Below are 15286 nucleotides of genomic sequence, written 5' to 3'. Positions count from 1 at the left end.
GGAGGTGCAGCCATGAGCTCAAAAACCAAAATTGTTGTGTTACATATGAAAGAAGTCATTTATACAGGTATTTTTGTGGTACTGGCTATTGTACTGGCTGTGGTACTCTTTATGATGTTTGGGAAGAGCAGGGACGCAGATACCGCCAGTGCCAAAGCCGTCTATCACGCCGGTGTCTATGCAAGCCCCATTACACTCAACGACAATACCTTTGATGTGGAGGTTACGGTGGACGAAAATCACATCAATGCCATTTCTCTTGTAAATCTAAGCGAAACCACCACTGCTATGTATCCCCTGATGCAGCCGGCCCTGGACGCGCTTTCTGAACAGATTTGCCAGACACAGTCCACGGAAAACATCACATATACAGAGGAAAACAAATATACCTCCATGATGTTGTTAGATGCCATTGAGAAGGCACTTGAAAAGGCGCGAAAATAAAAAACTGCCCCATGAAGCCGCTGCGGAAATTGGTAAGTGTTCCGCAGACTTTATGGGGCAGTTTTTCTTTTACTGTAATCGCATAATTCCTGGTATCTTTCTATCTTTCCTGGGGGTATTTCATCCCCCATCCTTCGCGGATGGCATCCATCTGTGCCATAATCCGAAGGGTCTCTGCATGAGGCATATCCGGACATTCCTTCCATCCCTTTTCCAACGCTTCTTTGCAGGCCAGCACCTCATATTCATAACCTGAAATCTGAGACGGCTGTTCATAAAATGCCACCTGCTCCCTGTCCCGGTTATACACGGCAATGGACTCAAAATTGTTGATATTCTCTACAATCACATATCCCTTTGTGCCGTAAATCACGCCTTTTCTGTCGGAAATCACACGAAGAGAACTGTTCAGCACTGCCATTTTCTGTCCCGGATAGGTGAGCGTAATGCTGTTTTGCGCGTCCACTCCACCCTCTGTCATCAATGCCTTTGCAGTGATACTTTCTATCTCATTTCCAAATACCAAAGAGGCAAAGTTCAGGACATACACACCTACGTCCAAAAGTGCGCCGCCGCCCAGCTTCAATTCCATAAGCCGCGGCACCTGGTCTATGAGATAGCAGAGATTGGCGGTAGCTGTCATAGGCTCGCCGATCATTCCACAATCCAGCACCTGCCTTAGTGTTTTCTACATAGGCATATACCGCACCCAGATGGCTTCTGTCAAAAGAAGACCTTTTTCTTCTGCCAGGTGAATCATTTCCTCTGCCTGTTTTTTATTCAACGCAAAAGATTTTTCACAAAGCACGTTTCTGCCATGGTTCAGCAGCATTTTTACATTTTCATAATGCTCTGACATGGGCGTTGCCACATAGACCACGTCAAGTTCCTCATCTTTTGCCAGTTCTTCATAAGAACCGTAGGCTTTCGGAATTTCAAATCTTTCCGCAAATTTCTCTGCCTTTTCCAGATTTCTCGACGCAACGGCACACACCCGGGCCTCTTTCATCTGTTTGACAGTTCCTGCCATTGTGGCAGCAATATTTCCGGTACTTAAAATACCGACTCTCAGTTTTTCCATAATCCAAACCTCCCGTAAAATCCCACCAAATACGTTCTTATAACTTTTCTATTTCCTTCATCCACACCGTCACGCAGGCGTCGCTTGGCATACGCAAATCCCCGCGGGGCGATACCGCCACGCTGCCCACTTTCGGTCCATCCGGAAGACAGGAACGCTTAAACTGTTGAGAGAAAAATCTCCAGTAAAACTTCTTCAGCCATTTTAAAATCGTTTCCTCGTCATACGCACCTTCAAAAGTCGCTTTCGCCATTCTGTAAATCTTGGACGGCGAAAAATGGAACCGCAGCATATAATAGAGGAAAAAGTCATGTAGTTCATACGGTCCTACCAAATCTTCTGTTTTCTGGGAAATTACACCGTCCTCAGGCGGCAGAAGTTCCGGACTTACCGGAGTATCCAGCACATCCATAAGGATTTGCGCCAGCTTTTCTTCCCCACAGGTTTCCGCATAATAGCGCACCAGATAGCGCACCAGAGTTTTCGGCACCGAACCATTGACTCCATACATAGACATGTGGTCTCCGTTATACGTTGCCCAGCCAAGGGCCAGTTCTGACAAATCTCCGGTACCGATAACCATGCCGCCCCGCTGGTTGGCAATATCCATAATCACCTGGGTCCGCTCTCTGGCCTGTGCATTTTCAAACGTCACGTCATGCACCTGTGGATCCTGCCCAATATCTTCAAAATGCTGCAGAACTGCCTTTTTAATGTCCACTTCCAGAAGTTCCGCCCCCAGACGTCTGGTCAGTTCGCAGGCATTGGTATACGTTCTGTCCGTCGTTCCGAAGCAGGGCATGGTAACCGCCACAATCTGCTTTCTGTCCATACCCAGCAAATCCATAGCTCTGGCTGTCACCAGAAGAGCCAGGGTAGAATCCAGACCGCCGGAAATTCCCAAAACCGCTGTCTTGCAATGGGTGTGTTCCATTCTCTTTTTCAGTCCCATAGCCTGAATATTCAAAATTTCATTGCACCTTTCCGCTCTCTTTTCCGGATTTCCCGGTACAAAAGGATTCTGCTCAAAGCAGTTGGTAAGCAGTGTTTCCTCTTTCGGAAGGTGAAAAGAAATCTTGAGATAAGAGCCATCCATTTCCTGCTGCCAGGTGGAAATCCGTCTTCTCTCCCCTTTCAGCTTCTGAATATCCAGAACTCCGTAAATCGTTTCATTGGCAAACAGCGGCGCCTCTGCCAGAAGACTGCCGTTTTCACAGATAAGATTCTGTCCGCCGAAAACCAAGTCCTGAGTGGACTCTCCGTTTCCTGCTGTGGCATAAATGTAAGCGCACAAGAGTCTTGCCGACTGTCCCTTTACCAGACTTCTCCTGTATTCTGTTTTTCCCACTGTTTCATCGCTGGCCGACAGGTTCACCACCACATTGGCTCCTGCCATGGCGTGTCCTACGCTTGGAGGACAGGGCGCCCACAAATCCTCACAGATTTCCGCTGCCACCGTAAGTCCCGGCATTTCCTCACAGGTAAAAAGCAGCCTGCTGCCGAAGGGAACTTTTCCCTTTCCCATAGGAATATAGTCCAGAATCTCTCCTCCGGAGACAAAATGACGGGCTTCATAGAATTCTCCGTAATTGGGCAAATACTGCTTTGGCACAATTCCCAGAATCTCACCGCCGCTTAACACCGCTGCGGTATTGTACAGCTTCCCATGAAATTCCAGAGGCAGCCCCACAAAAGTCAGTCCCGGAACCTCTTTCAGTTCCTCTGCTGCCTTTAAAAGCTGCTCTTTGGCAGATTCCAGAAGAGTATCCTGCTGAAATAAATCCTGGCAGGTATACCCCGTAATACAAAGTTCCGGGAACACCAGAATACGGGCGCCCTCCCGGCTCATTTCTTTTGCTTTTTTTACAATTTCCCGGGTGTTGTGAACACAGTCTGCCACCTGAATATCCGGTGTTGCGGCTGCCACTTTTATGAATCCGTCTTTCATTTTGCACCAAACCTTTCCTGCTTTTTTACTTCTATCCTTCTATGCCCTTATCTTTTACATTCTTTCAGAATTCTTTTCAGTTCGTCCACGGTAAAAATATAATTTTTATTGCAGAAATGACAATTCATCTCAATTTCTTTTCCATCGTCAATCATCTCCTGAATGTCCTTTTTGCCTACACTGATTAAAGCTCTCTCTACCCGCTCTTTGGAACAGTTGCAGTAAAACTGTGTAGGAATTTTTTCTGTAAATTCTATGTCAAAGCCTTTTAAAAGAGTCTCCAGAAGGCTTTCCGGTGTGTGTCCCTCTTCCAGAAGCGCAGTAACAGACGTTACGTTTTTCAGATTCTCTTCCAACTGGCTGATAACGGATTCTTCTGTAAAAGGCATAAGCTGAATGATAAAGCCTCCGGCCTGTTTCACGGTATTGTCCTTTTCCATTAAAACCCCCAGTCCTACAGAAGACGGCACCTGCTCGCTGGTAGCAAAGTAATACGTCAAATCCTCCGCAATTTCACTGGTCTGCAGCACGGTCTGTCCCATGTAAGGCTCTTTCAGCCCCATATCCTTAATGACGTTCATAAATCCCACGCCTACAGCGCCTGCTACATCTAATTTTCCTTTGTCATTGGCATGCAGCACCACGTTTGGATTTCCCACATATCCCTTGACGTTTCCTCTGGAATCTGCAGTAACAGTCATGCCGTTTAAAGGGCCGCCTGCTTTTACCTGTAAAGTCAGAAGGTCTTTCTCCCCCTTCATCATAACGCCCATCATAGCGCCCCCTGTCAAAAGACGTCCCAGCGCTGCTGTAGCTACCGGGCTTGTGTTATGTGCAGCTCTGGCATATTCCACTAAATCTCTGGTTGTCGCAGCAAAGGCCCGAATCTGACTGTTTGCTGCAGTTGCTCTTACTATATAATCTCCCATTTTGTCTCTCCCTGTTTTATTTTCCTTTTTCTCTGGCTATCATGTAAACTCTCTGGCTGTCTGCCTTTGGCTCTTCCCGTGTAAATGCGTCATACACAGCAAGAAACTCCATACCCGCTTCTTCCAGAAGCCGCTTCACGGTTTCCAGCTCGTATGCTCTCTGATAATGAGTTTCCTCATATTTCCGGTAAAGCAGCTCACCCTGACAGTCCTCGGGAATGAACAACGCCAAATCATATTCATTTATCTGCTCTTCCTCATCATAATAGTTATCCCAGATAAAGCTGGCGTCCTCCCGGTTCTCTGCTATTGTATTATCCCCCAGAATCTCCGCATACTTATACTTTGTATTCATATCAAATAGGAAGATTCCACCGGGGTCCAGATAATTATTAACCAGGCGGAACACCTCTAAGAGGTCTTCTTCCTCTGTGATATAATTCATACTGTCACAAATAGACACCACCGCCCGAACTGTCCCATAAAGTTCAAACTCCCGCATATCCTGCAGAAGATACAGAATGTCCTTTTTGTTCTCTTCTTTCTTTTCCATGGCAATTTCCAGCATGTCCATGGAATTGTCTACACCGATCATATCATATCCCGCATTGAACAGCCGTTCTGTTACATTTCCGGTACCGCAGCCCAGCTCCAGAACCAGACCGTCCTCTATGCCGTATTCTTTCAGCAGTTCTATCAGGTAACTGCACCATTCGTCATAGGGTATATTGTCCATAAACAAATCATATACCCTGGCAAAACTTTCGTAAGAACCCATATAGGGATTCCTCCTTTTCTTTCCTGATTCCAATTCATACTATCACGAAATACCGAGTTGTGTAAAGAAAGATTCATTTTTCCGTTATTTAACAACCCACTTTCCTTTTCGGCTGGAACCAACTCTTTCAATAATTCCTTTTTCCCGCATCTTTTTAATATAATATTTCAGTGTATTTTGATTTAAAGATAATTTTTCAGCCATTTGCTTTTGAGAAAGAAGTGGATTCTGTTCTATGATTTCAATGATTCTCTGAACCGGCTTTATCTCATCTGATTGGGTGGACTGGGTGGCCGATTGGGTAATAGTTTCTTTCGTCTTTCTTTCATTTAATGGTACAATAATTCTAAAAATATCTCCCTCCATAAACTTCGGGTCATCACCAGAGTAGAATTTACTATACTTAAACAAATTCCGCACCCCCGAACCAAGTTGATCTGCATATCCGATATTTCTAAAAAACGACGCTATGATTGGATTTTTAGGCAGTGGTTCCATATTATCCGGCGTCAGAACTGCCTGCTGCAAAGCCCGGTTTGCATTTTCTACATACATACGTTCATTCTCTATGACAAATTTTGCCTGATAAGAACTTGTATATTCACGGTGAATCAATGTATTTGCAATCATTTCTCGAGTAATAATATTTCTCAGGCTCTTTCTCTGGTCATCTTCCAGAAAAAATTTATCCGGTAAATGCTTGTGTCCAAATTCCATCAATCGTTCATAGCTTTCTATCAAATTTGTCTGTACAATTTCTCTATCATCATAACGGTCTACATTTATGCGCCGAAGCAATGCGTCTGTCATATAGGTTGGAACTATATCTAAAATCACATCATCATATCCCAAAAGCATAACTGCAGCCAGATTGAATCCCTGTTCTCCTGTTACCCGGTCCATTGTATACAGTCTCATAGACATCACTTTCAATGCCATTTCCGCAGCGTTTAAATTCCACTGCAACGGTCTCACCTATTCCCAATATTGCTTTGATATCCTTTGAATCCATATTTTCTTCCTTTCCAATTTTTTATTTGCATTATACCATAATTCCGCGTCTCTTTCAGCCTGTATGTACATTTCACAGATATACCTTATCCCCACATTTTACTTGTCCCTCCCGGAATTTTGTTATATACTCCCTAAAGAAGCCAATATTATAAATTCAGAATACCCAGAAAGGAGTTTCCCTATGAAATTTATATATCCTGCGGTTTTCCGCAAAGCAGAAGACGGAACATATGAAGGCCACTTTCCGGATTTGGAATGCTGCTATGCCAAAGGCGACACTTTGGAAGATGCCGTAGATAATGCCAACGAGGCTGCCTACGACTGGCTGAGCCTGGAACTCTCCGAAGAGGACTGCAGCCTCCCCTCTGTATCGGACGAAAGTGATATGGATTTACAGGAAGGGGATATTGTAAGAAATATTTCCGTAAATATCCGGTTTTATGAAGGTTGGGATGAATAAAGCAGACTTTGCTTTATGAGAGATGCTCAGAACAGGCAGAAGCACTTCCTGCTCCTGCCTGTTCTTATTTTTTGTTCCAAATAACGCTTTAAATTTCTTCCAAAATTGCCAGATTCCAGTCCATCAGCAGAATCTTCTCTCCCGGTTCATACACCTTGTCTGAAAGCAAATCCCTTACCCTTTTGTAAGGATTCAAAACCTCCTGCTGATTTTCACTGTAATTCAGCACATAATGCAGCATATGCCCCTCTGCATTTTCTCCGCTTCTGAACACGACTGGCCAGACTGACAAGGGAAGTTCCATACCGGCATCTCTTCCTGCCTGGGCATAAATTTCTTTTAAAATCCCTTTCTCCGTAAAGCAGCCAATATAATAGGCTCTGCCTTTTCCATAATCATTGCAGGTAATTCCCGCATATTTTCCCCAGTATTTATGTTCGTAATTCCCCAGACTTTCTGCACCCTCCGTCTTTAAAAGTTCGGCAAAATACTGCACCTTCTGCCCTTTTAAAGCCGCTGTTCCAGGCTCGGTAAACTGGTTGTAACTCATACCGAAACACCGGTGCAGCCTGTGTGGCTGTTTATCGCAGTACACACTTAAATATTCATTGCATACAAAGGATTTGAACGTGCTTACCAGCACACCGCCCCGGGCAACAAACTCTTCCAGCTGCTGCAAAAGAGATTCTTTTGCGCTGTACAGGGCAGGCGTTACAATCATGTCGTACCGACTCATGTCTACGGCCTGCACATCCACCACATCGCACTCCAGATTCATCTCATAAAGGCTGTCGTAAGCCCAGCGCACTACATCATTATAGCTTAAATCCCTGTCAATAGGAAACCACTTCATGGCAGTCAGACACTGATTATCCACCAAAAGGGCAATTCTGTTTTTTTTCTTTAGCCCGATAAGCTTCTTTCCCAGATTTTTCCATTCTCTGCCAAAGACACAGGCTTCCTCATAAGTGGGATTGGTATCCAAATCGTGGCTCAAAAGCCCTTTCCAATAAGTTTCATATCCATTGTGAATGGAATGCCAGTTCCAGTACATCAGCCCTTTAGCGCCACTGGCCAGATGGCTGTATGCCTGAAGACGAAGCTGTCCCGGATAAGGCGTCCAATATTTAAAAGCCTGGGCCTGGCACTCCAGCACAAAGTAATTTTCCTGCTTAAGGCTGCGTATTTCATCTCCTCCAAAGGCAATCTCCGCCCCTGTAAGAAAATCCTGTGTAGGATGATAAATATCAGTGCCCGCAATCGTCAGGCACTTTGCTGCCTCATAGTGGTTGATATCCGGCTGCACTCCATAAGAGTATCCATCCTGGGCAATATCCGCACCGAATTTCTTCCATTCAAAATCCAGATTGTGGGTGATAAACTGGTCTTCCCGTTTATAGGCTCTTACAAGGTCCGCCTGCCAGCTTAAATACTCTGCCGCCAGTTTTCTCTGGAACTTTTCAAATTCACTGGCCAGGCCGCCGTTGATACAGCCTCTCATATCCGGAAAATCTTCCCAGGAATGAACAGAATTGCTCCAGTACGCCAGCCCGAAGGTTTCATTCAGTTTCCCCGTTGTCCCGAAAGTTTCTTTCAAATATTCCACAAAAAGCGCCTGTACCCCGGGAGATGCCGTACCGTAATGCTTGGTTTCATTGTCAATCTGAAATCCTATGACACAGCGTCTGCCTGCGGTATGCTCCAGTAATTTCCGGATCACCCGTTCTGCATGGAAACGGAAAGTCTCATTCATAATGTCCATGTTCTGCCGTCTGCCGTATAATTCCTGTCTTTCCTTTGTAACCGCCAGCACCGCCGGGTCTTTCTTTACCAGCCAGGCAGGAACAGCATAAGTAGGCGTTCCCACAATGACGGAAAGGTTTTCTCGCTCTGCGGCCTCAAGCACCTTATCAAGAAAAGAAAAATCAAATACATTGTCATGAGGTTCCAGCGTACTCCAGGTGGATTCTGCAATACGCAGAACATTCATACCTGCCTGCTTCATCATTTCCATATCCCGGTCAATTCTCTCATATGGCATATATTCCGCATAATAAGCCGCACCAAACAGCAATTCCTCTTTCATCAAACTTCTCTCCTACTCGTATTCTATTTCTGATGGATTCTGGATTTCCCCTGTGCCAAATCTGCCACAGCCTGGTCATAATGTTTGTCCAAATCAAACAGCAGCATACAGACCACACAGATAACAGAAGTTACAATGGGAACCCACACAAACGCTGTGGTAACCGCGTGCAGGGAAGATGCGCTCTGCACATCTTTCGCTGCATCAAACCCTCCGGCATTCAAAATCCAGCCAAGAGCTGCCGTACCTACACCGGAACCTACCTTCATACAGAAGGAGGAAGCTGCATTTCCCATACCGGCGGTTCCATATCCATTATACCACTCCCCGTAAGTAATGGCATCCTGCAGACAGCCAAACATCGTTGCACCTCCACAGCCAAAACCAATTCCTTTTACAACCGAGGATACACAGATAATGACATAATCCGTACTCACACCTGCCATAAGAAAACCAATGGTAGAAATTGCCATTCCAAGAAGAAATACATTTCTCTTGCTTACCTTTTTCATCAGAAGCGGCGTAAAGAACATGGTTACAATCTGAGCCACGGAAAGCAGATTGGAAACCATGGCATACTGTCCCTCATTTCCCATGTTATACTTTGTAAAATACAAAGCAGAACCAAAGAAACAGGACATCATAAAGTACATAGAAAACAGAGCCACAACCATAAGCACCCAGTATTTGTTTTTCAAAAGCCCTGTAATTCCTTTGACAAAAGAAACTTTTTCCCGTTCCTCACTTTGTTCTGTCACACGTTCCCGGCAGACAAAGAAGGTAAACATATTTAACACAACAAATACAAGCATCAGCACCACAAAAGTCAGCGTCCAGCCTTTCTGTGCATAGGCATCGCCGCCGCCGAAAAATCCGGTCATTTTCAGAACTACGGTGTTAATGGTCATCGTTCCTGCGGTTGCCAGAAGCATACGGAAATTCCCCAGCAGCCCTCTTTCATACTGATTGGTTGTCATTAACCCGTGCATGGTTGCATAAGGCACATTAATGCCTGTATAAAAAATAGTAGATACCAGGTTATAAGTCAGAAACATATAAGCAATCTGCGCTTTTCCCGCAAATTGTGATGGCACACTGAACATCAGCACAGTACATACTGCAAGCGGAATACATAGTCTTGCAATCCACGGACGCGCTTTTCCCCATTTGCTGTGTGTATGGTCAATGATATAGCCCATAATCAAATCTGAAATACCGTCCAGCAGCTTAGACACTGCAATCATAGAAGCTGCCGCCGCTGCATTTGCCCCCACTACATTGGTGTAATACACCAGCAGAAAAGCGCTGATAGCAGAATATACCAGATTTCCTGCATAGTCCCCCAGTCCATAGCCGAACCGTTCCAAAAAGGATAATTTTGCGTTTGGATTTTTATCTGTTTTCATTTGTTTGTCCTGCCTTTCCTTTTATCTTTCTGTGGGAAACCAGCCAAAGTCCACGCATCTTCCCAAATCCCAACTGTCCCAGCCGACCCAGCCGGGGGTATTCACCGTGTCCGTAAGCAGCTTATAACTCCAGTAAAAATAACCGCTTCCTGCGTCCCAGGCCTTTAACTGCGCTTTTGCAAGAGCCTGATAAATTTCCCTTTTCTGTTCCGGTGTAAGACTTTCCTCTGAAACACCTTCCTGGCCGTTCAATACCGTCTGTCCGCCTTTGGTATCTCTTCCCACTGCCAGGGAATTAAAAAGACACCACTCTCCGCAGATGACCGGGAAATATTGGGACATCTCCTGAATATCCTTTTCAAAATTTTCCTCAATATAGTTTACATAACCTTCCACCGTCTGAGGACACCCCTGCAATTCTGCCATCATAAGATACTGATGTGTATCCAGCACTACATTTTTGTACTTTTCTTCCTGCATGAAATCTTTCCAGGCTTTCAGTTTGAATGCGTCGTGGATAACCACATATTTTTCCTTGGGCATATGCTTCCGGATTCTGTCATAGGCTCTCAGATAGAACTCCCGGACAAACTCCATGGTATTGGGTTTTGTCCCTTTTGCCTTCTCCGGGTCTGCTGCCGGATAACGCTCCGTCACCTTCATGCTTTCCCACATATCCTCTAAAACAGGCTCATTGAGTACCTCAATTCCCCAAAGTCCTTCTCTCTTACCGTACCTCTCGGCCAGTCTTTCCAATACAGTCAGCTCAAATTCCACCTCATCCGGCTGCTGTGACCACTTGCACACCCCGCTGATACCGCCGTTGTCAAATCCATTCTGACTGTCCGGCGCTGTATGAAGGTCTATGAGAATCTGAAGTCCGTACTTTTCAGCCCAGCAAAATGCCTTGTCCAACTCCTCTATACACCCAATAAAAGGCTCTCTGTCTCCGAAAATAAAATAAGGAACCGGAATCCGCACTGCATCCATACCCATAGATTTAATTCTTGTAAAATCACGCTCTGTGATATATTCAGAGCGATGTATTTTTATCCTTGCCTCATACACTTCTCTTGACAACTGTGTAGGCAGATAATACTCATCCTCCGCTGTTGTCCCCTCAAATAAAGAAGGACTCATCCATTTCTCCAGCACCAGCCAGTTTCCCAGGTTCACGCCTTTTACTTTCATGCTTTTCTTCCTTTCCGCTTCTATATGATACCTCTATTGTATGCTCTCATTTCCGGAAAATATATTACTTTTCACAGCAGTATATCACTTTTCACATATAAAAAATTGTGCTATACTGTGCTCACAGAATTTGTTTTTCCCGGAGGTTCTTATGAATTATCAATATCTGATGCACTATATTTCCTGCCGCCTGCACACCATAATCAAACGGTATCCGCTCCTTCCCTCTTCCTGCCCTCTCCCTTCTCTTGTTCCTGACGAGAGTTTTTGTTCCCGCTATGCGTTTACGGATGCCTCTTTTCTGACCGAAGAAATCCTCCGCACCTTTTACACCGCTGCCGCCCGGAAGTTCCCCCTGCTGCTTACAGTCAACTACAGCCTTATTTATGCCTCTGTTCCCACTCCGGAGGGACTTTTTGTAGTGGGCCCTGTGCGCTTCTCTTCCTCAGCGTCTCTCAAAACCGCACTGACGGCATCCAAAATGCCAAAGGACTTCCCGGAAACTGCCGCCCTTTGCGATTTTACAGACTTTGCAGACTGTGTATTGCTCATTTATAACTCTTTTCAGGAAAATTTCCTGAACCGGGATACCCTTCTTTTCCAAAATGTTGTTCCCTTGATTTCTCCGGAGGAAACACAGCAAAAGCTGGCTGACCTGATTTTTCATAATCAGGAAATGGCTGTAACCCATAACCCTTATGACCAGGAACTACGGGAATTTTCCAGTATTGAAAACGGGGATTTGGAAATGCTGCAGAAAAGCTTTGAAGAAGACTATCCCGGACAACTGGGAACCCTGTCGGAAAATCCCCTGCGTCAGCTAAAAAATCTGGGAATCGTGGTGACTACCCTGGCCTGCCGTGCTTCTATCCGGGGCGGAGTGCTCCCTGAAATCGCCTATTCCCTCAGCGACATTCATATTCAAAAACTGGACAGTATGCAAAATCCTGCTGCGCTGTATCCTCTGATACGCACCTTTGAAATGGAATATGCACGACTTGTACAAGACTTAAAAAAACAGACATCCCAACAGAAAAAAAGGGAGGGAAACCCTACAGTAGAACAGTGTAAAGACTATATTTTTAAACATCTCCACGAGAAAATCCGCATTCCGGATATTGCCCGGGAATTATACTTAAATCCCAATTATCTTTCCAATTTATTTCGCAGACATGAGGGTATTTCTATTGTAGATTTTGTTGCACAGGAAAAGTTCAAGCTGGTAAAAAACCTGCTGACTTATTCCAATTATTCTTATATTGAAATTGCTTCCTATCTGGGCTTTTCTTCCCAAAGCCACCTTGGAAAGCAGTTTAAAGCCCAGACAGGGATGACACTGAAACAGTATCGTGATAAATATCATGTGCGGGAATTCCTTTAAGAAGGATTCCTGCTTTCATCTGCAATATATTCAAAGAAATCAAAATCCGCACAATGGGCATGCTTTACCCTGTCTGCACAGGTAAGCCCCACCATAGTACCGGTAAATTCTCCGTATTTGCAGTATTCATCTGAGAACCTGGTTGTATCAAAAACCCGGCCTATCTTTTCATAGACTTCGCCGTCATAACTCCACGCAAACCAGGATTTTCGCCCTTCTATATACAACCGCAGATAAATTTCCCGGTCTTCCACCGGAATTCTGGTATTTAAAAACTCTGTCTTCTCTCCGTTCTCCAGATGGATAATCGAAAGAGCGCTTTGTCCCAGCGTTTCACTGTAATACTTCCGCAGATTGATATAATTCATATTGTCATAATACAAAATTAATCCGGCGCTGTGTTGGTGCACCTCCGGCTTAAAGTCCATTTTTGTGGTAATCCTTGCGTACACGCTGGTGAGCTTTCTTGCCAGAATACTCACTTCATTAAGAGACGTACGGGATTCCTGTCCCCGGATTCTCACATAGCCTGAACGTGCCTTTACATCGGCAAATGACTGGGGCATAATTCTGGGGGCATAGTACCAGTTCCCAAGTTCTTCCCCGTCAAAATCATCAAAATCCGGTATGTTCGCCATAGGCACTTCCAAAAGATTGCTCTCTTCCGTTTCCATTTTTGCCAGATGACTGCCGTCCGCCATACGCAGCCAGCCGTCTTCTGTCCATTTCATTTTCTGAATCGCCGTTTCCCTGCCAAGAGTACACCGCAGTTCCGGCACAAAAGGTCTGGCACAGAGATGCAGCAAATATACTTCTCCGTTCTGAGTCTCCACATAACTGCCATGTCCCGACTTCTGCAGCACAGAATCCGGATTATAATAGCGGGGCTTCAAATGATCCGGGTCATGTCTTTCATTGGAAACTCCCGGTACCGAAGTGACAATGGGATTGGCCGGGTCACCTTCATACGGCCCCCATACCTGCCGGGAACGGGCCATAGTTACACAATGATTGTATCCGGTTCCTCCCTCTGCACACATGAGATAATAGAAACCGTTTCGCTTGGTCAGATGCGGGGCTTCAATGCAGCCTCTGTCTGTTCCCCCATTCCAGATACGCTTGGGATAACCGATGATTTCTCTCTTCTTCGGAGAATATTCTACCATGCAAATGGCTCCCGGCTTTTCATACCCCTCCCTGGTTTCCCATTCCAAAGAGACAATCCACTTTCTGCCGTCATCATCATGGAGAATAGACGCGTCAAAACCAGAGGAATGCAGATACACCGGCTCGCTCCAGGGTCCGCAAATATCTTTTGCCGTAATCAGATAATTGTTCACATCAAAATAACGGGCATTCATGGAATTCATCACTCCATACACCACATAAAACAAATCTTCCTCTTCACAGTAAGTCAGGCAAGGCGCCCAGATTCCCTTAGCAGAAGGCAGTTTCCGCAGATTCACCTTCTCATCGTCATTCAATACATGGGTATACAGTTCCCAGTTTTTCAAATCCTTTGAATGATAAATCGGAATTCCCGGAAACCATTCAAAAGTAGAAACTGCCGCATAGTAATCTTCTCCCTTTCTGCATACGCAGGGGTCTGGGTTAAACCCTTTAAAAATCGGATTTTGAATCATCTTTCATTCCCTCCAGATACTTTTTTCTGCCTTTATTTTACAGAAAAATCCTTTTGATTCCTATCGCTTTTTCCTACTCATTTATAGGACGATTCCGACTTTTTCTCTCTTGTCTTTTCTCTTTGGGCGTACACCCGTATTTTTCCTTAAACACCCGCATAGCTACCCGGTAATTTTGGCATCCATGGGCAGCAAAAATTTCACCAATGCTGTTTTCCGTGTCTGCCAAATCCCGGTATACATGCTGAATCCGCACGGCATACACATATTCTGTTATGGTCATACCTGTGTATCTCCGAAAAATCCGCGCCAGATAGTCGGGATGATATCCCCATTGCTCTGCCAGACTGGAAATAGGAATCTGTTCCTTATAGCGGTCTTTTATCTCCTGCATGATTGCCGTGATTTCTGCCAAATGGCGGTTATTTTGAGAAATCTGTCTCTCTCCCAGCTTTTCTGAACAGGACTGCAGAAGTTCATACAGCAAATCGTAGAGAAGACTGTTAAATTTCAGCAAATACCCCTCCGGGCGGTTCTCATAAATTTGCTGCATTTCCAGAAAAATTCCCTTCATTTTCTCCAGTACCGCCTGTTCTTCTCTGCTCTCCGGATGTACCGGCACAAAAAAGGAATACCTCCAAATCTCCGGTACAAATTTCTTCAAAACCTCCTCGGGCACCTGCAGCACCAGGGCTTTATTCTGGCTGCTTCGCACCGAGTGAATCACTCTGGAATTCACCAGCGCCACATCGCCCGGATGCACCTGCGTCCTGTGATTTTCCCAGCTGACCTCCATGCTGCCTTCCAGCATATAAACCATTTCCAGACTATTGTGCCAGTGGGGTGTAACAAAGCTCCCCTCGTCCACAGACAGATAAAATCTGGCCTCAATATCTGTATTTGCAGCTACTATTTCGTGTCTCAT

At 45.1% G+C, this 15286-nt stretch carries 12 protein-coding genes and 1 pseudogene; 3 read left to right on the top strand and 10 right to left on the bottom strand.

The genetic code is table 11. The annotated features are described in order from the left end of the window. Positions 1-12: 12 nt before the first annotated feature. A complete protein-coding gene (locus WKT17_RS08495) occupies positions 13-444 on the top strand; it encodes an FMN-binding protein (protein WP_173748908.1) in 432 nt (143 codons plus the stop codon). Between the two features lie 100 nt (positions 445-544). Here WKT17_RS08495 and WKT17_RS08490 read toward each other — a convergent pair. The 5 genes and pseudogenes from WKT17_RS08490 to WKT17_RS08470 form a co-directional block, all read right to left on the bottom strand. Beyond that, positions 545-1516, bottom strand: a pseudogene (locus WKT17_RS08490) (Gfo/Idh/MocA family protein). Between the two features lie 46 nt (positions 1517-1562). Continuing rightward, a complete protein-coding gene (locus WKT17_RS08485; RefSeq protein WP_291681889.1) occupies positions 1563-3473 on the bottom strand; it encodes an NAD(+) synthase in 1911 nt (636 codons plus the stop codon). Positions 3474-3520: 47 nt separating this feature from the next. Next, positions 3521-4402 (bottom strand): Hsp33 family molecular chaperone HslO, encoded by an 882-nt coding sequence (gene hslO, locus WKT17_RS08480; protein WP_291681891.1) that lies wholly within the window; start codon positions 4400-4402, stop codon positions 3521-3523. A 16-nt stretch (positions 4403-4418) separates the two neighbouring features. Continuing rightward, positions 4419-5180, bottom strand: coding sequence for a class I SAM-dependent DNA methyltransferase (locus WKT17_RS08475; protein ID WP_173748904.1), 762 nt, complete (start codon positions 5178-5180; stop codon positions 4419-4421). Positions 5181-5264: 84 nt separating this feature from the next. Next, the gene (locus WKT17_RS08470; RefSeq protein ID WP_226853541.1) at positions 5265-6098 is read right to left on the bottom strand and encodes a winged helix-turn-helix transcriptional regulator; all 834 of its coding nucleotides are present in this window, start codon (positions 6096-6098) and stop codon (positions 5265-5267) included. Between the two features lie 277 nt (positions 6099-6375). Here WKT17_RS08470 and WKT17_RS08465 point away from each other — a divergent pair, with 277 nt between their 5' ends. Further along, positions 6376-6654 (top strand): type II toxin-antitoxin system HicB family antitoxin, encoded by a 279-nt coding sequence (locus tag WKT17_RS08465; RefSeq protein ID WP_173748903.1) that lies wholly within the window; start codon positions 6376-6378, stop codon positions 6652-6654. Between the two features lie 88 nt (positions 6655-6742). On the opposite strand, the gene WKT17_RS08460 is transcribed toward WKT17_RS08465, so the two are convergent. Genes WKT17_RS08460 through WKT17_RS08450 form a run of 3 tightly spaced genes read right to left on the bottom strand, consistent with a single transcriptional unit; the run spans position 6743 to position 11337 of the window. Beyond that, positions 6743-8740: a beta-galactosidase gene (locus WKT17_RS08460; RefSeq protein ID WP_173748902.1), complete on the bottom strand. Its 1998-nt coding sequence runs from the start codon at positions 8738-8740 to the stop codon at positions 6743-6745. A 23-nt stretch (positions 8741-8763) separates the two neighbouring features. Continuing rightward, positions 8764-10146 (bottom strand): MFS transporter, encoded by a 1383-nt coding sequence (locus WKT17_RS08455; RefSeq protein ID WP_173748901.1) that lies wholly within the window; start codon positions 10144-10146, stop codon positions 8764-8766. Between the two features lie 21 nt (positions 10147-10167). Further along, a complete protein-coding gene (locus tag WKT17_RS08450; protein ID WP_294460801.1) occupies positions 10168-11337 on the bottom strand; it encodes a glycoside hydrolase family 5 protein in 1170 nt (389 codons plus the stop codon). A 151-nt stretch (positions 11338-11488) separates the two neighbouring features. Here WKT17_RS08450 and WKT17_RS08445 point away from each other — a divergent pair, with 151 nt between their 5' ends. After that, positions 11489-12718: an AraC family transcriptional regulator gene (locus WKT17_RS08445; RefSeq protein ID WP_173748899.1), complete on the top strand. Its 1230-nt coding sequence runs from the start codon at positions 11489-11491 to the stop codon at positions 12716-12718. Here WKT17_RS08445 and WKT17_RS08440 read toward each other — a convergent pair. Next, positions 12715-14361, bottom strand: coding sequence for a glycoside hydrolase family 43 protein (locus WKT17_RS08440; RefSeq protein WP_173748898.1), 1647 nt, complete (start codon positions 14359-14361; stop codon positions 12715-12717). The two genes, WKT17_RS08445 and WKT17_RS08440, sit on opposite strands and share 4 nt — an antisense overlap. Positions 14362-14434: 73 nt before the next feature. Further along, complete coding sequence (locus tag WKT17_RS08435; protein WP_294541353.1) at positions 14435-15286, bottom strand: AraC family transcriptional regulator; 852 nt, start codon at positions 15284-15286, stop codon at positions 14435-14437.

It is taken from the genome of Blautia sp. HCN-20427 (assembly GCF_037890365.1).
Taxonomy (GTDB): Bacteria; Bacillota; Clostridia; order Lachnospirales; family Lachnospiraceae; genus Blautia.
This window is presented reverse-complemented; position numbering and strand designations above follow the sequence as displayed.